Annotated in this window: 14 protein-coding genes; 6 read left to right on the forward strand and 8 right to left on the reverse strand. The window is 71.9% G+C overall.

Annotated features, from left to right (window positions below):
- Positions 1–10 precede the first annotated feature (10 nt).
- The 3 genes from LBW94_RS11405 to LBW94_RS11415 form a co-directional block, all read right to left on the reverse strand.
- The gene (locus tag LBW94_RS11405) at positions 11–880 is read right to left on the reverse strand and encodes a class II glutamine amidotransferase (protein ID WP_225053763.1); all 870 of its coding nucleotides are present in this window, start codon (positions 878–880) and stop codon (positions 11–13) included.
- Between the two features lie 100 nt (positions 881–980).
- Positions 981–1,298: a hypothetical protein gene (locus LBW94_RS11410; protein ID WP_225053764.1), complete on the reverse strand. Its 318-nt coding sequence runs from the start codon at positions 1,296–1,298 to the stop codon at positions 981–983.
- Positions 1,295–1,582, reverse strand: coding sequence for a hypothetical protein (locus LBW94_RS11415; RefSeq protein WP_225053766.1), 288 nt, complete (start codon positions 1,580–1,582; stop codon positions 1,295–1,297). Before LBW94_RS11415 ends, LBW94_RS11410 begins: the two co-directional genes overlap by 4 nt.
- Before the next feature lie 185 nt (positions 1,583–1,767).
- Between LBW94_RS11415 and LBW94_RS11420 the strand changes: the two genes are divergently transcribed.
- The gene (locus LBW94_RS11420; RefSeq protein ID WP_225053767.1) at positions 1,768–3,447 is read left to right on the forward strand and encodes a hypothetical protein; all 1,680 of its coding nucleotides are present in this window, start codon (positions 1,768–1,770) and stop codon (positions 3,445–3,447) included.
- 20 nt (positions 3,448–3,467) lie between these two features.
- Here LBW94_RS11420 and LBW94_RS11425 read toward each other — a convergent pair whose 3' ends face one another.
- On the reverse strand, positions 3,468–4,031 hold the full coding sequence (locus LBW94_RS11425) for a class I SAM-dependent methyltransferase (protein ID WP_225053769.1): 564 nt from the start codon (positions 4,029–4,031) through the stop codon (positions 3,468–3,470).
- An 89-nt stretch (positions 4,032–4,120) separates the two neighbouring features.
- On the opposite strand from LBW94_RS11425, the gene LBW94_RS11430 reads away from it, so the two are divergent.
- Positions 4,121–4,966, forward strand: coding sequence for an AraC family transcriptional regulator (locus LBW94_RS11430; RefSeq protein ID WP_225053770.1), 846 nt, complete (start codon positions 4,121–4,123; stop codon positions 4,964–4,966).
- Here the strand turns inward: LBW94_RS11430 and LBW94_RS11435 are convergent.
- Positions 4,878–5,162: a Zn-ribbon domain-containing OB-fold protein gene (locus LBW94_RS11435; RefSeq protein ID WP_225053772.1), complete on the reverse strand. Its 285-nt coding sequence runs from the start codon at positions 5,160–5,162 to the stop codon at positions 4,878–4,880. The genes LBW94_RS11430 and LBW94_RS11435 overlap by 89 nt on opposite strands.
- A 271-nt stretch (positions 5,163–5,433) precedes the next feature.
- Here LBW94_RS11435 and LBW94_RS11440 point away from each other — a divergent pair, with 271 nt between their 5' ends.
- Together LBW94_RS11440 and LBW94_RS11445 are read left to right on the forward strand one after the other, a co-directional pair.
- Positions 5,434–7,101 (forward strand): CocE/NonD family hydrolase, encoded by a 1,668-nt coding sequence (locus tag LBW94_RS11440; RefSeq protein ID WP_225053773.1) that lies wholly within the window; start codon positions 5,434–5,436, stop codon positions 7,099–7,101.
- Positions 7,098–7,559: a DUF3237 family protein gene (locus LBW94_RS11445; RefSeq protein ID WP_225053775.1), complete on the forward strand. Its 462-nt coding sequence runs from the start codon at positions 7,098–7,100 to the stop codon at positions 7,557–7,559. Before LBW94_RS11440 ends, LBW94_RS11445 begins: the two co-directional genes overlap by 4 nt.
- Before the next feature lie 329 nt (positions 7,560–7,888).
- Here LBW94_RS11445 and LBW94_RS11450 read toward each other — a convergent pair whose 3' ends face one another.
- Entirely contained in the window at positions 7,889–8,776 is an 888-nt protein-coding gene (locus tag LBW94_RS11450) for a LacI family DNA-binding transcriptional regulator (protein ID WP_225053776.1), read from the reverse strand.
- Positions 8,777–8,852: 76 nt separating this feature from the next.
- On the opposite strand from LBW94_RS11450, the gene LBW94_RS11455 reads away from it, so the two are divergent.
- Complete coding sequence (locus tag LBW94_RS11455) at positions 8,853–9,869, forward strand: zinc-dependent alcohol dehydrogenase (protein WP_225053778.1); 1,017 nt, start codon at positions 8,853–8,855, stop codon at positions 9,867–9,869.
- Here LBW94_RS11455 and LBW94_RS11460 read toward each other — a convergent pair.
- Entirely contained in the window at positions 9,856–11,343 is a 1,488-nt protein-coding gene (locus LBW94_RS11460; RefSeq protein ID WP_225053780.1) for an SDR family oxidoreductase, read from the reverse strand. The genes LBW94_RS11455 and LBW94_RS11460 overlap by 14 nt on opposite strands.
- A gap of 152 nt (positions 11,344–11,495) precedes the next feature.
- On the opposite strand from LBW94_RS11460, the gene LBW94_RS11465 reads away from it, so the two are divergent.
- Positions 11,496–15,083, forward strand: a complete 3,588-nt coding sequence (locus LBW94_RS11465) for a serine/threonine-protein kinase (RefSeq protein ID WP_225053781.1) — start codon at positions 11,496–11,498, stop codon at positions 15,081–15,083.
- Between the two features lie 12 nt (positions 15,084–15,095).
- On the opposite strand, the gene LBW94_RS11470 is transcribed toward LBW94_RS11465, so the two are convergent.
- Entirely contained in the window at positions 15,096–18,449 is a 3,354-nt protein-coding gene (locus tag LBW94_RS11470) for a serine/threonine-protein kinase (protein ID WP_225053783.1), read from the reverse strand.
- Positions 18,450–18,520 lie beyond the last annotated feature (71 nt).

The following is an 18,520-nucleotide window of genomic DNA, read 5'->3' on the forward strand; positions in this document are numbered from 1 at the left end:
GGCGACGGCGTCAGCGTGCGCGGCCGGTCTCGGATTGCGATGCCGCCGCGACGGTCCCGAGGTCGGCGAGTGAAAGACGGTGGCGGGGCGGGGAATCGAGGACGACGGCGGAACGGACACCGAGCCGGCCGTCGACGTGCAGCAGTTCACCGGAGCGCAGCGGCCGCCAGCCCGGATCGTCGTCCATGCGTTCGCTGGCGACCACCACCGCGGGCAGGTCGGCCAGGCGGCGGCTGTGCGCGTGCACGGTACCGGCGCCGCCGACGTGCTCGAGGTGGCGACCGGCCGCGGGCCGTTCGAGGACGAACAGCTCGTGGGTGTCGGGATAGCGCAGCGCCCACAGCTCGGTCGCGCTGATCAGGATCAGGTTGAGCGCGAACACCGGCAGCCGGTCGGCGATCCAGGCGACGGCGTCGGTGATCCCCGCGGTGACATCGCCGCCGTGCCGGTCGGTGCGCGCGGTGATCAGCGCGAAGACGCGTTCGGAATCGGTGTCGCCCGCGACCAGCCGCCGGTAGTCGCCCAGCTCCGCGTCCAGTTCGGGCAGGCCCCGCACCACGCCGTTGTGCGCGAACAATCGATCGCGCTGCCGGAACGGATGGGTGTTGGCCGCCGTGAGACCGCCGGTGGAGGCGTAGCGGATGTGCGCGACGAAGGTGACCGATTCACGTTCGCGGGCCTCGCGGGCGAAGGCGGTGTCCTCGTAGGCGGCGATCGGCTGCTTCTCCACCCGCGGCGACCCGCCGGGGCCGAAGGTGCCCAGCCCGGTCCCGTCCGGCTCGCGCCGGCTCTGCGCCGCGAGGCTGTCCGGAGCGTCCAGCAACCAGAAGGTGGCCTGCACCCGATGCGGCGCGGCCGACAATCCGAACAAGCGACACATGGCACTCCCGGGATCTCGGTGGTGCGGACTGGCCTCGCGCGAGCGGTAGTCGAATTCTCTTGCGGTGAGCCGTAACCCACCCTCGGGCCGCGAACTGCCCTCAGGCGGTGGGCCGCAGACTGCTCAGCACCCGGATGGCGTCCGACAGCGGGATCATCCGCTGCGGCTGCTCCGCGGCCAGGCCCATCTCGAGGTACTGCCGGACCAGCATGCTGGAGGTGACACAGTGATCGGCCGCGGTGTCGCGCAATCGCTCCCGCAGTTCCGCCGGCAGCTTGAAGGTCATGGTGACCATGCCGCGCTCGAGCTCCTCGGCGGTCGGCGGCAGCGGCGGCACCGCCGCGGTGTCGTCGAACACCAGGGAATCGAGGATGTCGGCCGGATCCAGGTCAGGCTGCGGCTCGTAGTTCCTGCTCATCGTTCCGCCTCCCATGCGGTGTACTCCTGCAACTGGTGCGGCCGCATCTCCGCGGCCAGCAGGATCTGCCAGGTGTCGAGGTCCGAGTGCAGCCGGCGCAGCAGCACCACCAGCGGTCGGCCCTCCTCGGTGCGACCCCACACGGTCAGCGCGGGGGAACCCTCCGGTGTCGTCACCGGCCGTGGCCAGCGGTGGGACGAGTACAACACGTCCATCACCTCCCACCGCCGCACGCCGGCCCGATCGAAGAACCGGCCCGAGCCGATCCACCACTCGTACGTCACGCTGCCACGATAATACCTCGGTATTACCCAACCTGTCCCCGGCGCATCCTTCCCGTTCCGGCCGTGTTTTCGGTGGTGGATGCGGGAGAACGCCGAAAGGATTCGAATCGCTTACAGTTCACTCCCATGGCCAGTGGACCACCGGCCCCGCCGGTGCGCCGCCGGTCCGGGGAGAGGCGCCGGGGATGACCGGGGTCGCCGGGGACATGCTGCGGCGGACGCGCGACGATCTGAGCCGGTTGCTGGGCCGGCGCGTCGGGGTCTTCCTGCACGACGGGGTGGAGAACATCTCCGGCGAGGTCGTCGGCTCGGTGCGCCGCTACCAGGGACCCGAGGAACTCGGCGGCCGCCTGATCGCCGCCGCCGACCGCGGCGAGCGCCTGCCGGCCTACCGCGGCGTCGCGGGCGACGACATCCCGGGCGAGATACACGGCCTGATGTCGCGGCTGCGCGCCACCGGTGTGGACGAGGCGACCGCGGCACAGGTCGAACGCGCTGTCCTGGAACGGTATCGGACGGAGTTTCTGGGGCGCGAGGTCGCCGTGCGGCGAGACTTCTTGCACAGCACCAGGTTTGCGATCAGCAGGCGCGGCGAGACCGAGGCCGGCGCTCGCCGCCTGGTGGATGACTACCTCCGGGACGGCCGCACCCGGGAGCTGATCGCGCACGACGCCGGCGCCCGGACCGGCGATTGGGCCGACCGGATCGAACTGCCGTCGGTACTGCGCGAGTCCGCCGCCGGTGCGCCCCGCCCCGGACCGTTCTTCGCCGACGGTACGCTGCGGCGGCTCGCCGGTCGCGCGGAGCTCGAGCACGGGCCGCTGCCGGAGTCGTTGCAGCGGGCCGCGGCCCGGATCGCGGACAGCGGCGCCGAACGCGACGCCGTGGACCAGGCGACCCGCCTGTTGCGCGAACGCTACGAGACGTATCGGAGCTCGGCGCTGGAAAGCGTCTATCGCCGGTCACTGCTCGACGCGCGCGCGGGATTCGCCCGGCAGGGCTTCTCCTCCGATGTCGTGGACCGGCTCGCGCCCCGGCAGGCCGAGGCATTCACACAGTCGGAGAAGGCGCAGCGGATCGTCGACGGGATCGCCTCCCGCACTACCGACGGGTGGTTCCGGCAGGTGGAGACGGTCGCCGCCCGGGACGGCGACACACTCGCCGATCGGCTCGCCCGGACGTTCCGGTATCAGCAGGCGCCGCTGACCGAGCCGGAACTGGGCGCGGCCACCGCCCGCATCGAGGACATGGGCCGGAGTCTCGACACCACCCAGCGGCACCTGGACGAACTGCTGGCGAAATCGCCGGAGCTGGCGGAGAAGACGGGCCGCTGGCAGTCGGGCATCGACACCCATCGCGGCATCGTCGACCGGCTCTCGGACCTGGTGCACGCGAGGAGCGCGGCCGGTGAACCGATCACCCGGAGCATGGTCAACGACGCGCTGCTGCACGGTCCCGAGGCGAACATCCGCGGCTACGAGGGCGAGATCCGGATGGCCACGCGACTCGACGGCGTCTCCGACCTCGGTGCGCCGATCGATGTCGTGACGCCGGCGGGCGTCCGGCTCACCGGCGAGGTCGACGTCGTGACCGGCGACGGCCGGGTGTGGCACGAGGTCAAGACCAACGATCCCGCATCCCAGGCGAGTGCGCGCAAGGATCTGGAAGCGCAGGTCCGCCGGCATCTCGTCATCTCGCACAGCAACCCGGAATACTGGGTCGACGGTGAACCACCGCAACTGAAGCTGCACTTCGTGAACGGGGTCGATCCGGAGGTCCGATCGAGTATCGAGGCCATCCGCATCGAGGACGAGACCGGCCGCGTGGTGGCGGATCATCGCGTCGAGGTCGTCGACGAGTCGTGACCCGCCACCGCGTGCCGTGCCTACGCGGAAGCGACTGCGCTGAAACGGAAGTGGTGTTCGTCGTGCGCGGTGACGGTGATGTGCTCGAACCCGGCGGCGGTCAGGCGGGCGGGCAGGGTCTCGGGATCGACGGGGACGAAGGTGTCGTCGAGGTGACCGTGCCGGATCGCCGCCGAGTCGATCGCATCGGTGCCGAGCAGCGGCGCGCCGGGGCGCAGGGCGTGCCGGACGTTGGCGAACAACCGATCCTGATGCTCCGGTGAGGGCAGGTGGTGCAGCATGGCGAAGCAGGTCGCGGCGGTGAAGTGGCCGGCGGGCAGGTCCGCCGCCGCGGCATCACCGTGGATCACGGTCGCGGCCGGCAGTCGCCGGCGCAGCCCGTCGGCCAGGTCGGGGTCGATCTCGACTGCGGTGACCGTCGCGCCGAGTTCCAGCAGCAGGTCGGTGGAAAGGCCGGGGCCGGGGCCGATTTCGAGGACCGCGCCGAGGTCGGCGACATGTTCGCGCAGCCAGGGCAGCAGCCGGATTCGCAGCGTGTCGGCCCAGGCCGGGCTCGCCAGGTAGCTCAGATGCGATTGGTTCACGGTGTGCTCCGTTCGTGGATGTCGGTGCGCGCCGGTGTGATTCGCGCCCGGCGCGGTGGCGGGCCCGCATCCATTGGTACGCTCGGCCGGTGGTGACCGGCACCGCCGCGGCGGCCGATTCCTTGCTCCCAGCGGCCGATTCCCGGATGGTGAGCCTGCGTGGTGGCTCCGGGGTCACCGCCGGGTCGTACGTGTTCGCGGGCACGATGCCCGGCGCCGCCTGGCATCGGCACGATCTGCATCAGCTGGAGTACGCGGTCGAGGGTGTGATCGAGGTCGAGACCGCCCGGGCCCGGTTCCGGTCACCGCCGCGGCAGGCGGTGTGGATCCCGGCGGGCCTGGCACACCGGTCGATCCTGCGTGAGGTTCGCACGGTATCGGTGTTCTTCGATCCGGTCCTGGTGCGCGACACCACCTTCCGTGCCCGCGTGCTGCACGCCCCGCCCTTGCTGCGGGAGATGACCGTGCACACCGCCCGCTGGCCCATCGACCGATCCGGTACCGATGCGGGTGGCGACGCCTATTTCGAGGCGCTGGCGCATCTGGTGGTGGAATGGCTCGAGGACGAGCAGCCCTTCCATCTCCCGGCCACCCGGGACCGGCTGATCGCCGAGGCCATGCGCTGGACCGACGACCATCTGGCATCGGCCACGCTGCCACAGGTGTGCCGGGCCGTAGCCGTCTCGGAGCGGACCCTGCGCCGCCGCTTCCGTGCCGCCACCGGAATGACCTGGCGGCAGTACCTGCACCAGAGCCGGCTGTTGCAGGCGACCACCCTGCTGGTGCAGACCACCGGCACCGTCATGAGCATCGCCACAGCCGTCGGCTTCGACAGCGCCGCGGCCTTCACCCGGGCCTTCGAGAACTACAGCGGCGCAACACCGTCCGCATTCCGCCGCGAGCGCCGGGAGCCGGGTCCGCCGGCCGCGCGTTGATCGTGTACCCGGCCACCGTCGCCCGGCCGGACACCGCGACCGGCGCGTGCGCCAGGCTGCGGCAGCGCGGGCGGATCGGCGTCGGCGGATGCACGAGTGTGCCGCACTCCGTGCAGCCCCGGATACGCAGCTTCCCGTCGGCTCCGGCCCGCCAGAACCACTCGTTGACCGGCGCCACTTCCGGCAGCGGTCGCATTCCACACCTCGGTCCGAGTTTCGAGACGATACTGTCTCGTTCACTTTCGCTGCCCGCCGGTCCGTAGCCAAGGCCGGTTCGCACCCCGTAGCGGCCGATCTGGCTGCGACCCGGCCCGATTCGGCGGCGCGGACCTGTGCGAACGAGTCCGTCGGCGGGGATCCGAGAGCGGTGTGAATCCGAGCCTCGATTATCAGGATTCCTGTATTATGCGGACACGATTCGGGGTGCGCATCGCGACGCGGCGGTGCAGATCCGGCAAGGAGACGTGATGACCACGCTGCGACAGCGACTGACCCGGGCACTCGACGCGCGTATGCGCGGCACCGCCCTCGGCCGCCACGAGGTCACGATCGAACGGGATCTGCGCGTCCCGATGGACGACGGCGTCGAGCTGCTCGGCGACCTGTACCGGCCCGTCGGCGCGGACGGCTCGCTGCCGACCGTCGTCATCCGCGGGCCGTACGGCCGCCGCGGCGCGCTCGGCGGGGCGGCCCGCGTGCTCGCCTACGAGGGTTTCCCGGTCTTCTTCCAGAGCTGCCGCGGCACCTGGGGCTCGCAGGGCGTGTTCACCCCGCAGATCGACGAGCAGCGCGACGGCATCGCGACCCACCGCTGGGTGCGCACACAGCCCTGGTTCACCGGCCGGCTCGCGACCTTCGGCGAGAGCTACATGGGCTACACGCAGTGGGCGGTCGCCGGGAAGATGATGCGCGACGACCCGGACAACGCCCCGGAAGCGCTGGTCCTACAGATCACGATGCCCGACTTCGGCGCGATCACCTGGGACAACGGCGCCTTCTCGCTGCGCAACGCGCTCGGCTGGACCGCCATGATGGACCGGATGGCCCGCGGCGGCCTCGCGCTGGTGGGCATCCTGCTGCCGGACCCCAAACTCCAGCGGGCCTTCGACGCGCTGCCGCTGAGCCACGGCGACTCCGCCGCCACCGGGCACCCGATCCACTGGTACCAGGACTGGCTGCGGCACGAGCGGCTCACCGACGAGTACTGGACGCAGCAGTCGCACACCGCCTCGGTGCCCGACGTGACCGCGCCCGTCCTCATGATGACCGGGTGGTACGACATCTTCGCGCCCTGGCAGTTGCGCACCTACCGGCAACTGGTCGAGGCGGGTAATCCGCCGCGACTGACCGTCGGGCCGTGGGGGCACCTGTCGCGTGGCAAAGCCGTTCCGGCGCACAACGATACGGTCGCCTTCCTGAAGGAGACCTTCACCGGCGCCGACGCCGGCCGGGCGACGCCGGTGCGCGCCTACCAGACCGGCGCGGAACAGTGGCACGACCTCGCGGTCTGGCCGCCCGCGGGGGTGGCCGCACAGGGCTGGTCGCTGCACACCGGCGGCGGGCTGGCGACCACACCCGGACCCGAGGGCGCCACCCGCTACACCTACGACCCCGCGCACCCCACCCCGGCGCTGGGCGGCCCGAGCCTGCTGCCCGCGACCGCACCGGTCGACAACGCCGCGCACGAGCAGCGCGCGGACGTCGTGGTCTTCCGTTCCGAACCGCTCGCGGCGGACCTGGACATCGCCGGTGAACCGGCCGCCCACCTCCGCATCCGGTCCAGCTCGCCGAGCTACGACGTGTTCGTCCGCCTCACCGACGTGCACCCCGACGGCCGCTCGATGACCGTCTGCGACGGCATCCGCCGGGTCGGTTCGATCGCCACGACCGATCCCGCACCCGACGCCGACGGCTTCCGGGTGGTCGAGGTGCCGCTGTGGCCGGCGTTCCACCGTTTCGCCGCAGGCCATCGGGTCGGCGTCCAGGTCAGCTCCGGCGCGCACCCGCGCTACGCACGCAACCCCGGTACCGGCGAGCCCGCCTTCGACGCGGCCACCACCGTGGTCGCGCATCAGGAGATCTCGCACACCGGCCCCGACGCCTCCCGCATCGACCTGCCGGTCCGGCCTCGATGACGGCCGAACCGCCGGTCCCCGCACTGGAACCGGCCTTCGTCGTCGAGGCCGACCTCGGCCCGCTCGAGGACCACGGCCACACTCGCGCCGGACACCGCCGGGTGGTCCCGATCGTCGGCGGCACCGTCCGCGGCGCCTTCGACGGCCGGATCCTGCCCGGCGGCGCGGACTGGCAACTGGTCCGATCCGACGGGGCGGTCGAGATCGACGGCCGCTACACCGCCCGCGCCGACGACGGCGGGCTGCTGTACCTGCACGCCGTCGGAATCCGTAGTGGCGCACCCGAAGTGCTGGCCGCGCTGCTGCGCGGCGAGCCGGTCGACCCCGCGGACTACTACTTCCGCACGGTCGTCACCCTCGAGTCGGCCACCCACCCGCAGTTCCAGCAGTCCCTGTTCGTCGCCTCCTGCGTCCGCGAGGCGACCCGCGTCCGCTACACCGCCTACCGCCTCACCTGACGAATTCCGTTGCGGACCAACATTTTCGGCACCATCCCGCATCCGTCTCGCCCGTCGGGCCACGGCCGTGGGCGATCGCCACGAGACCGCACCGTCCGGTCGAATGCGGGCCGGCGGCTCGGATCGCCTACTGTGCCGGACCGTCCGGACCGGGGGCGATCGGGCCCGGCGATCGGTCTCGGCGGCGGGGCCGAAACGTGGTCACGTGCAGCGGCTTCCACGCTGGCCGATCCTGGACTCGGCTGTCGATGATGTCTCGACGCATCGGCACAGAGAAGCGGATGTCGCTGTCGCGCCGCCGAATTCACGGCCGAATTCGTGCCCGCCGGTCAGGCCGTGGCGCGGGCGACCACCTCCGTGGCTGCGGGTTTCGCTGCGCTCATGGGCAATCCGAGGATGTCACGCCCGGCCCGGCGACCGTAGGCGTGGGTATCGATACGGACGGTGGTCAGCGCCGGTCGCCGCAGTGCCCCCGCCACCGAATCACCCAGGCCGATCACGGCGACGTCGCGCGACCCGGCGGCGAGCGCGGCCAGGGCCAGTTCGTCGTTGAGGGCGGCGATCGCGGTGACCTCGGCGGGCAGGGTGAGGGGAGGCAGCGGGTCCTCGGCCGGATCGAATCGCAGCACGGCGTCCACCTGCATGCCCAGAGCCGTTGCGGCGGAACGGATGTGCTCGGTCATGAGCGCCCCGAGCGGATCGGCCGGCGGTCCGGCCGCGACCGCGAGGTGGCGGTGGCCGCGGCCGTGCAGATAGCCGATCTGGGTGGCGTAGTGCGCGGCCATGCCGTCGATCCAGCCGCCGTCGGCGGTCGCCCGGTCCGGGCGGTCGTACAGGGCGGGCAGGTCGATCACCGCGCGCGGGCTCAGCGACTCGATGGCGGCCCGCCGGTCGGCCTGCCCCGGCCCGGTGAACGAAACCAGCAGGGTGTGACCGTGATTCGCGAGTTCCTCGCCGAGCCCCCGGACGAAGTTCTCCAGCAGCCGGGCCCACAGCAGGCCACCGGCCTCCACCACCACCAGCCGCGAATTGCCCTCGCGCAGCGCGCGAGCCAGCGAATGCGGGACGTAGCCCAGTTCGGCGGCGGCGCGGCGCACCCGGTCCCGGGTCGGCTCGGGGATGCTCTGGCCCGGCGCCGCGTTCAGGACGAAACTCACGGTCGCCGGTGACACCCCGGCGTGCGCCGCGACGTCGCGCAGTGTGACGCGTCTGGCCATCCCTACCTCTCGAATCCTCCGCTCGCCGATGCTAGCCTACCTACTAAATCGATTTAGTAACCGTAGGGAGACGTCGATGAAGACGGTGACCGTGACCGCGCCGGATCGGACCGAGATCCAGGAGGTCGAACCGCCCGAGGTGGGCCCGGCGGACCTGGTCGTGCAGATGAAGGCGTGCGGCATCTGCGGCTCGGACATGCTCTACATCCACGTCGGCGGCATCCCGCCGCGCCAGGGCGACACCCGGCTCGGGCACGAGCCGGCCGGTGAGGTGATCCGGGTCGGGGCCGAGGTGGAGGGTGTGCAGGTCGGCGACCACGTGGTGATCAACCCGATGGCCGCCGTCGACGGCATGATCGGCAACGGCGGCGCCCAGGGCGGGCTGTCGGATGTGCTGGTACTGCGCGACGCCCGGCCCGGCGTCCAGTTCCGCGTGGTGCCCAAGGAGATCCCGTGGCACGTCGTCGCGCTCAACGAGCCGATGGCCGTGGCCTATCACGGGGTCAACCGGTCCGGCGCGGGCGTCGGCACCAAGGCCGTGGTGTTCGGCGCGGGCCCGGTCGGCCTCGGCGCCGCCATCGGCCTGAAATCCAAGGGCGCCGAGCATGTGGTGGTCGTCGATGTGGTGCCCAACCGGCTGGACAAGGCCGTGAAGGTCGGCGCCGACGCGGTGATCAACTCCGCCGAGGAGGACGTGATCGAGCGCCTGAAGCAGTTGCACGGCGAGGTGCCGGGGTTCATGGGCCGCGCGAACCGGCCCGCCACCGACGTCTACATCGACGCCGCCGGTGTGCCCGCGGTGATCGAGACGGCGCTGCGGGCGATGCGGCACCGCGGCGTGCTCACCGTCATCGCCGTGCACAAGAAGCCGGTGCCGATCGACTTCCAGGAGATCCTGACCACCGAGGTCGACATCCGGATGTCGATGGGCTACCCCACCGAGATCTTCGAGGTCACCGACTCGATCATCGCGGACTGGGACAAGTATCAGCACATCGTCAGCGATGTGGTCCCGTTCGCCGAGGTCGAGCGTGGATTGCGGCTCGCGGCCACCCCGGGCGCGACCGACAAGGTCGTCATCACCTTCGACTGAACCGGCGCTGCCGGGCCGGTGGCCGCGCCTGCTCGGCGGCGCCGGTGATGTTGCGGGCCATCCCGCCGAAGACGATCGCGTGGAACGGCGCGATCGCCTTCCAGTACAGATGCCCGGCCAGGCCGTGCGGCTCGAACAGCGCACGCTGATGGTAGGTCGCGCCGGACCCGTCGGGTTCCACCGACAGCTCCAGCCAGGCCCGGCCGGGCACCCGCATCTCCGCGCGCAACCGCAGCAGCCGGGGGCGGTCCAGCCGTTCGACCCGCCACCAGTCCAGCGCCTCGCCCTCGTGCAGCCGGTGCGGATCCCGGCGGCCGCGACGCAGTCCGGCGCCGCCGAGGAACCGGTCGATCCAGCCCCGCAGCGACCAGGCCAGCGGGAACGAATACCACCCGTGCTCCCCGCCGATGGCCTCCAGCACCGACCACACGGTGGCCGGATCGGCGCCGGTGCGCCGGCTGCGCACGTCGCTGTACAGCGAACCGCCGGACCAGTCCGGGTCGGTGGGCAGCGAATCCGACGGCGCGCCGGGCACAGTCGCGTCGGACCAGCGGGTCGGCACGTCCAGATCGCGAATCCGCCGCAGCGCCAGCTCGACCGCGCGACGGTAGCCGGTGAGCCCGCCCGGCGGGTCCGGAATATGGTGCGCGATACCGTGTTCCCGGCAGACGGCATCGTTGATCAGGGATTCGATCAGCGGGACGGCGATCGAACGCGGCACCGGGGTCACCAGATTCACCCACTGCGCCGACAGCCACGGGGTCAGCACCGGCACCGGCAGGATGCCGCGCCGGGGCAGGCCCGCCACCTCCGCGTACTCGCGCATCATCCCGGCGTAGGTCAGCACGTCCGGTCCGCCGATGTCGAAGGCTCCCGCGAAATCGCCGGGCACCGCCGCGGCCCGGGTCAGGTAGTACAGCACGTCGCGCACCGCGATGGGCTGGATGGCATTGCGCACCCAGCGCGGGGTGACCATGACCGGCAGCCGTTCGGTGAGATAGCGCAGGATCTCGAAACTGGCCGAACCGGACCCGATGATCACCGCGGCCTGGAACACCACCGCGGGCACCGGCCCGGACGCCAGTATCCGCCCGACCTCGGCCCGGGAAGCCAGATGCCGGGACATCCGCTGCCCTTCCGGCACGATGCCGCCGAGGTACACGATGCGCCGCACCCCGGCCATCGCCGCGGCGTCGGCCAGCGACTGCGCCGCCTGCCGGTCGACGGTGACGAAATCCGAGCGGGTCAGCGAATGCACCAGGTAGTAGGCGATCTCCTGTCCCGCCAGCGCCGCCCGCAGGTCCGCGCCGGAGGTCACATCGCCGCGCACGATCTCGACCAGGTCGTGCCAGGGCGCGTCGGCGAGTTTGCCGGGCGTGCGGGCGACCACCCGGACGGTGTGCCCGGCCGCCAGCAGTTCCGGCACCAGCCGCCCGCCGATGTAGCCGGTCGCGCCGAAGACGACGCACCGCATCCGAACCACCTCCTGCCGCACCCGTTCGACGTGGTCCGGACCACCCTATCCGGCCTTCGGGAATTTCGGCTACCGGTCAGCAACGATCGGGGTATCGTGGTACCTCAGGTCCGGGTCACCGATGACCCGATCCAGAAATCCATGAGCATTCGATGACCGAAATCGACAGCGCCGCCACTGCGCGGGACAGGTCCACCAGGGTCCGTTCGGAACTGGTGGCCGGGGGTTTCGACGGCCCGGAGGAGATCGGGCGCGGCGGCTTCGGCATCGTCTACCGCTGCCGCGAGTCCCGGTCGGACCGGCTGGTCGCGGTCAAACTACTGCTGTCGGAGGTGTACGGCGACGAACGGGCACGATTCGTCCGCGAACAACGCGCGCTGGGCCGGTTGTCCGGCCATCCGCACATCGTCGCGGTGCTGCGGGCCGATCTCACGGCCGGCGGCCGTCCCTACCTCGTGATGCCGTACCACGCGCAAGGTTCACTGGATCGCGTACTGCGCGCGAACGGTCCGTTGCGCTGGCCCGACGCGGTATCGATCGGGGTGCGGATGGCCGGGGCGCTGGCCGCGGCGCACGCGCTCGGCATCGTGCACGGTGACGTCAAGCCGGCCAACATCCTGCTCACCGACTACGGCGAACCCCAGCTGTCGGACTTCGGCATCGCCCGCTCGCGCGACGACACGGTGACGACCGTGCCGGTCCGTGGCACCCCCGCGTTCACCGCGCCGGAAGTCCTCGACGGTGCCGCACCGACCGCCGTCGCGGACGTCTACGGCCTCGGCGCCACGCTGTACTACCTGGTCACCGGCCATTCTCCCGCGGACCGCCCCGGCGGTGCGGCCGGTGGGTTCGGCCCCGACCTGCACGCCCACGTCGTCCCCGGCGCGGTGGGCGACGTACTCGCGGCCGCGCTGGCGCCCGATCCCGCCGACCGACCGGCCACGGCCGTCGCATTCGGTGAAATGTTGCGCGACGTGCAACGGGCCACCGGCCGGCCCGTCGACGGGATGGCCGCGCCACCCCGCCGCGACGGCGTCGGGCCCCGCGGCGGTGATACCGGTCTGCCCGGCAGAGGTGGCGGTCCGCGCCGCGAGGGCGTCGGGCCCCGCGGCGGTGATACCGGTCTGCCCGGCAGAGGTGGCGGTCCCCGCCGCGACGGCGCCGGGCCCCGCGGCGGTGATACCGGTCTGCCCGGCAGAGGTGGCGGTCCGCGCCGCGAGGGCGTCGGGTCGCACGGTGGTGGCCCCGGACAGCACGAGGGTGGCGGTGGGTCGCACGGTGTGGACGGCGCTAAGCCGGCGCCGGTGCCGGTGCCTCCGGCTGGGGCATCGCCGCCGGTCGCGCTCACCGATTTGCGCCCGCCGGTCGCGTCGCGGTCGCTCATCGACCGCACCCGCCTGCTGGACATCCTGCGCGCGGCCGGGCGGCGGCGGCTGGTCGTCATCCACGGTCCGGCGGGGTTCGGCAAGACCACGCTGGCGATCCAGTGGGCGCACGAACTGCGGTCGGCGGGGGTGCCGGTGGCCTGGCTGACCGCCGACGAGGACGACGACGACCTGGTCTGGTTCCTCTCCCACCTGATCGAGGCCCTGCGCCGGGTGCGCCCGGAGCTGGCCCGCGAACTCGGCGCCCTGCTGGAGGAGCGGTCCTCCAATGCCACCCGGTCGGTGCTGGCGGCGCTGATCGACGAGATCCATCGCGGCGGGCAGCGGATCGCGCTGGTCATCGACGACTGGCATCGGGTGCACGGCCGCCGGACCCGCGTCGCGGTCGACTATCTGCTGGAACACGGCTGTCACCATCTGCAACTCGTCGTGGTCGGCCGCAGCCGCGCGGGGCTACCTATGAGCAAACTCAGGGTCGCGGGGGAACTGGTCGAGATCGACACCGCCCAGCTGCGCTTCGACGCCGCCGAGACCGACGCCTTCCTGGTCGGGGCCAGCGGCCTGGAGCTGACCGCCGACGAGGTGGCCCGCATCCGCGAATCGACCGAGGGCTGGGCGGCCGGGCTACGCCTGGCCCAGCTGTCGCTGTCCGGGCGGGAGGATCCGAGCGGGTTCATCGACAATCTCAGCGGCCGCCACCACGCCATCGGTGAATACCTCACCGAGAACGTCCTCGACTCGCTCGAACCGCCGCTGCTGGACTTCCTGATGACGACCTCGATCACCAGCCGCATCTGCGCCGGCCTGGCCACCGCGCTGTCCGGCCGCGCCGACAGCGCGGAACTGCTCGACCAGGTCGCCGACCGGAACCTGTTCCTGCACCGGGAGGAGACCGACGACGGCGAGTGGTTCCGCTACCACCGCCTGTTCGCCGATCACCTGCAACGCCGGCTCGGCTACTGGGATCCCGATCGCGTGCAGGTGCTGCATGCCCGTGCCGGTGACTGGTTCGCCGAACACGGCAAGCTGGTCGAGGCGGTCGATCACGCGCTCGCCGCCGGTGATCCGGAACGCGCGGTGGATCTCGTCGAACAGCACGTGATGCCGCTGCTGCTGAATTCCCGGATGGCCACCATCCTGGGGCTGATGGCGAAACTTCCCGCCTCCCTGACCGATCTGCGCCCGCGACTGCAACTGGCCGCCGCCTGGGCGAACGTCGGACTGGAACGCGGCCTGCGGGTGCACGGCGCGGTGCGCAAGATCGACGCCGCGATCGAGGCATCGCACGTCCCCGAACCGCAGGCGACCGCGTACCGGGTGGAGGCCGCCCTGGTCGTCGGCATGGAGGAGTACGTCGCCGACCGGCTGGAGAACCTGCCGGACATTGTCCCCGAACACCTCGATTCCCTGGACAACCTGGTGGTGGCGCTGACCGCGTGCGACCTCGCCGCCGTCGACGCCCTGAACCGGTTCGACTTCGCGGGCGTGCGGCACTGGCACGCGATGTCGCTGCGCTACGGCCGCACCCTGCCCTCGCTGTCGGTGATGCACAGCCACTGCATCGCGGGCCTGGCCGAGGTGGAGCAGGTGCATCCGCACGTCGCCGAACGGCATTTCACCACCGCCTTCGCCTCGATATCGCCGGGATCGGAACTGGTGGACCGGGCGACCGAACTGGCCGGTGCGTATCTCGGCGATCTGCGCTACCGGCAGAACCGCCTGGACGAGGCCGAGGAGTTGCTGGCCGCGGTGGTCCGCGGGCCGTGCGAGCCACGCGGCGCCGAGGTCGCCCTCGCCGCATACGGTACCGGTGCCCGGCTCGCGGCGATCCGCGGCGAACTGGACCGTGCGGAGGAACTGCTGACCGCCGGGGAACGGATGGCGCAGGAGCGGTCGCTGCCGCGGCTGTCCGCGCGCCTGACCAACGAGCGGCTCCGCATCGGCCTGCCGATCCCGGCCGAGGTCCGGGACCGGTTGCTGAATCTGCCGCTGTATCGTAAGCAGCACACCAGGATTCGGGCCGCACTCGCCGAACTCGCCCAGGAGTCCGCGATCCGGATGCTGCTCGCCGACGGCACCTCGTCCGCCGTGGCGGCCGCCTGTGCCCGCGCGGAGGTGATGTACCGGGAGATCGGCGCCCAGAACCGCCCGCGCGGACTGGTCGACGCGAGCCTGCTCTACGCCTGCTGCCTGTGGACCGCCGGTGATCACGAGACCGCCTGTGCGATAGCGGGTCCCGCGCTGTCGGTGTGCGTCGAGGGTGGCGTCCCCCGCCTCGCCCAGGACGCGGGCGCCGCGATGACCGAGATCAGCGCTGCGGTTGGCCCGAATCGGCTGCCGCACTTGGGTTCCTGAAACCGCGGCGGATCAGTCCGGGATCGGCCGATACTGTTCGAGCAGCCGTTGCAGGAACCGCCGCGGCGGTGTTCCGGGGGCTTCCGTTGCGCCGTACAGGGTTTCGGCCACGGCGACCAGACTCGGACAGCCGCTGTCGGCCGCGAAGCGGACCAGGCCGAGCCGCGCGCACCGGGACAGGGCCGGCGCCGACAGCTCCACGGCCTCCGGGGTGCGACCGCCCGCGGCCAGGCAACTGGCGTGCAACAGCTGCGCCTGCAACAGCGCGCGCGGGCGCCGCTGCCGGCGGATCTGCTCGAACATCCGCTCCGACCGTTCGATCGCCCGCCGGATCGCGCTCGGCGATCGTTGCGCCAGCAGCAGCCGGATGATCGAATCCTGGTCGTATTCCGCGGTGGCCGCGCGGATATGGTCGCCCTGCCGGGCGTAGGGGGCCAGCCGTTCCAGGTAGCGGCGCTCGTCGCAGCCGATCGGCAGGCCGAGCCGGATCCGCTCGTTGCGCATCCGCGCCGTCAGGCGGGGCAGTGAAAGCTGTTGCGCGACTTGATATCCCCGGTCGAGGCTGGATATCGCCGCGGCCGTGTCGCCGCGCACCCCGGCCAGTCGCGCGGCGGTGCCGTGGGCGGTGAGCAGCACCTCCACGATGGCCGTGTCCAGTTCCTCGCCGACCGGCACCAGCTCCCCGGCCTCGGCGAACTGCCCGGTGAGATAGAGTAATTCGGCGAGCTGAGCGGCGGTGATGAATCGGGCCGCATGCGGCCGCAGCCCGGACTCGAGCGCGACCGCCAGCGCGCCCCGCAGGACCGTCTCGGCCCGCTCGACCTCGAGCTGTTCGAAGGCCGCCATGGCGGCGGGCACATCGCTGAGCACCGCGTTGAACGGGCCGCTGCGGACACTGCGCCGGGACGACCGCTGGTGCCAGCGCCGGACCTCGTCGAAATCGAAGCGGTAGAAGGCCAGCGCGGCCGCGGCGGCGGCCCCGACATCGGCCAGGAACGGCCGGACCGGTCCGCTCAGCCGCCATTTCGCCACCGTCGACAGATCGTCGAACCGGTCGCTCTGCAACGCCTGCACCGCCCGGACCACCTCGGCCTCGACCGCGATATCGGTGCCGGCGGTGTCCTGGGGCCGGGTGGCCAGGATCGTCTCCACCCGATAGCGCGCGGACCAGACCGCGTCGCGGTGGAACAGCGGCAGATGCGCCCAGGCCACGGCCAGTTGCAGCTGCGGATCGGCCGCGGCCTGCCGGGGCGGCAGCTTGGCCACCAGCGCCAGGAACGTGGACATCCGCGACTGGGCGAGCAGGGTGTCGGCACTGTCGAGGACCAGCCGCAGCGCGCGCTCCGGCCGCTCCGCCGCCAGCGCGTGATCGACTGCCTCGGTGAGCATGTCGTGCTCGCCGAACCAGTCCGAGGCCACCGCGTGCAGCCGTTGCGGCAGGCCGGGATGCCGCCGGGCCAGCCGCTGCCGCAGGAATCCGGCGAACAGGCTGTGGTAGCGGAACCAGTGCAGCTCCTCGTCCTGGCCGCGCAGGAACAGATTGCGCCGCCGGACCTCCTCCAGCCGGTCCTGGCCGCCCGGTTCGCCGGTCAGGGCCTCGGCGAGATCGCCGCAGACGGTATCGGTCACCGCGGTCCGCATCATGAATTCCAGCAGCGCCGGATCGAGTTCGCCGACCACGTCGTCCATCAGGTATTCGCCGATGGCCTCGTGCTGTCCGGACAGGCGGCCGATGTGCGCGGCCGGATCGTCCTTGCCCGGCAGCGACAGGCAGGCCAGTTGCAGTGCGGCGGCCCAGCCCTCGGTGGTGCGGCACAGGTCCCGGACCTGCGGGCAGTCCAGCGGCACGCCGCCGACGTCGTGCAGCAGCTGTCCGGCCTCCGGCTCGTCGAATCGCAATGCGGTCTCATCGATCTCGACCAGTTCGTCGCGAACTCGCAGATGTCCCAGCGGAAGTCCGATCGTGGTCCGGCTGGTCACGACGAGACGCAGATGGCGACAGGCGTCGTCGAGCAGGAACCGGACGGCCTCGCGCACCTCGGCGCTGTGGATGCGATGCCAGTCGTCGAGGACGATCGCGACCGTGCGGTCACCGGCGTGGATCTCGTTGATCAAGGCGGTGACGACCTCGTCGGCGGTGTCGGCGGCGCCCTCCTCGAGCACCTGCGTCAGCTCACCGGCCAGATTCGGCTGCACCCGCCGGACGGCCTCGATCAGGTGGGTGAGGAACCAGACGATGTTGTTGTCGTCGGGCACCAGGTTCAGCCAGGCCACCGGGATGCCGTCGGCGGTCAGCTCCGCCGCCCACTGTGCGGCGAGCGTGCTCTTGCCGTAGCCGGCCGGCGCGTGGACGAGCGCCAGCCGCCGCGAACCGCCCTCGCGCAGCGCCCGCAGCAGCCGGGGGCGGGCGATCAGCCGGTGCGAGGAGGTCGGTGGTCGTAATCCGGTGCCCGGGGCCGGTCGTCCGGTGCGCCGCGGCCGTGCGGGCGCGGCCTCCGTGCCGACGGCCGGGATCAGCGCGTCGACCGGCAGTCCGGCGGCGAACTGGATGTCGCGCAGCCGGGCGCCGAATTCGCGTGCCGACCCGGGCCGGTCCTCCGGCCGACGTTCCATCGCGGCCTCGATCGCCGAGCACAGCGGCGCCGGCAGTCCCGCGGCCCGCAGATCCGGCACCGGCTCCGAGCCGATCCGCACGAACTGGGCGAGCAGCGTCTCGCCGTCCCGCCGGGCGAAGGCCGCATGCCCGGTGAGCACCGCGAACAGCGTGGCGCCGAGCCCGTACAGATCGGCGGCCGTGGAGGCCGGCCGCCCTTGCAGCACCTCCGGCGCGGTGTACGCGGGCGTCCCGTCGGCGGTGTGGAAGGCGTCGGGCGTGCGGGCCAGGCCGAAGTCGGCCAGCTGCGGTTCGCCGTAATCGGTGATCAGGATATTCGCCGGATTCACGTCGCGGTGCAGCACGCCCGCGCTGTGCGCCGCGGCCAGCGCCCCGGCGAGCTTGATCCCCAGCGTGAGCACCTGCGGCCAGGGCAGCGCACCCCGTTCGCGCAGGCGCCGCTCCAGCGATCCGCGCGCGTGGAACGGCATCACCAGGAACGGTCGGCCACCGGCGGTGACATCGACCCGCAACATCGGGACGATGTGCGGATGTGCGGCGAACCGGCCGCACACGCGCTGCTCGCGGACGAATCGCGCGCGGTCGTCGGCATCGAGGTCGCCGCTGAGCACCTTCACCGCCACCGGCCGGTCCAGCGCCGACTCCACACACTTGTAGACCGTGCCGAATCCGCCGCGCCCGATCACCTCGGCGTCCGCATAGCCGAACGCCAGCAACTCGGCGGCGATGTCTCGCTCCGCCGGGTCGGTCACTGCGTCGGCTCGACCTCCGGACGCGGAAACTCCACCCGATCCCCCATGGTGCAGGCTCGCGTCGTAAGTTG

It is taken from the genome of Nocardia sp. alder85J, from assembly GCF_020176955.2.
Taxonomy (GTDB): domain Bacteria; phylum Actinomycetota; class Actinomycetes; order Mycobacteriales; family Mycobacteriaceae; genus Nocardia.

What these genes read in the sequence shown, in the direction of transcription:
- LBW94_RS11405 (WP_225053763.1), bottom strand. Translation starts at nt 880, where the DNA reads ATGTGTCGCTTGTTCGGATTGTCGGCCGCGCCGCATCGGGTGCAGGCC.
- LBW94_RS11410 (WP_225053764.1), bottom strand. Translation starts at nt 1,298, where the DNA reads ATGAGCAGGAACTACGAGCCGCAGCCTGACCTGGATCCGGCCGACATC.
- LBW94_RS11420 (WP_225053767.1), top strand. Translation starts at nt 1,768, where the DNA reads ATGACCGGGGTCGCCGGGGACATGCTGCGGCGGACGCGCGACGATCTG.
- LBW94_RS11435 (WP_225053772.1), bottom strand. Translation starts at nt 5,162, where the DNA reads ATGCGACCGCTGCCGGAAGTGGCGCCGGTCAACGAGTGGTTCTGGCGG.
- LBW94_RS11440 (WP_225053773.1), top strand. Translation starts at nt 5,434, where the DNA reads ATGACCACGCTGCGACAGCGACTGACCCGGGCACTCGACGCGCGTATG.
- LBW94_RS11445 (WP_225053775.1), top strand. Translation starts at nt 7,098, where the DNA reads ATGACGGCCGAACCGCCGGTCCCCGCACTGGAACCGGCCTTCGTCGTC.
- LBW94_RS11450 (WP_225053776.1), bottom strand. Translation starts at nt 8,776, where the DNA reads ATGGCCAGACGCGTCACACTGCGCGACGTCGCGGCGCACGCCGGGGTG.
- LBW94_RS11455 (WP_225053778.1), top strand. Translation starts at nt 8,853, where the DNA reads ATGAAGACGGTGACCGTGACCGCGCCGGATCGGACCGAGATCCAGGAG.
- LBW94_RS11460 (WP_225053780.1), bottom strand. Translation starts at nt 11,343, where the DNA reads ATGCGGTGCGTCGTCTTCGGCGCGACCGGCTACATCGGCGGGCGGCTG.
- LBW94_RS11465 (WP_225053781.1), top strand. Translation starts at nt 11,496, where the DNA reads ATGACCGAAATCGACAGCGCCGCCACTGCGCGGGACAGGTCCACCAGG.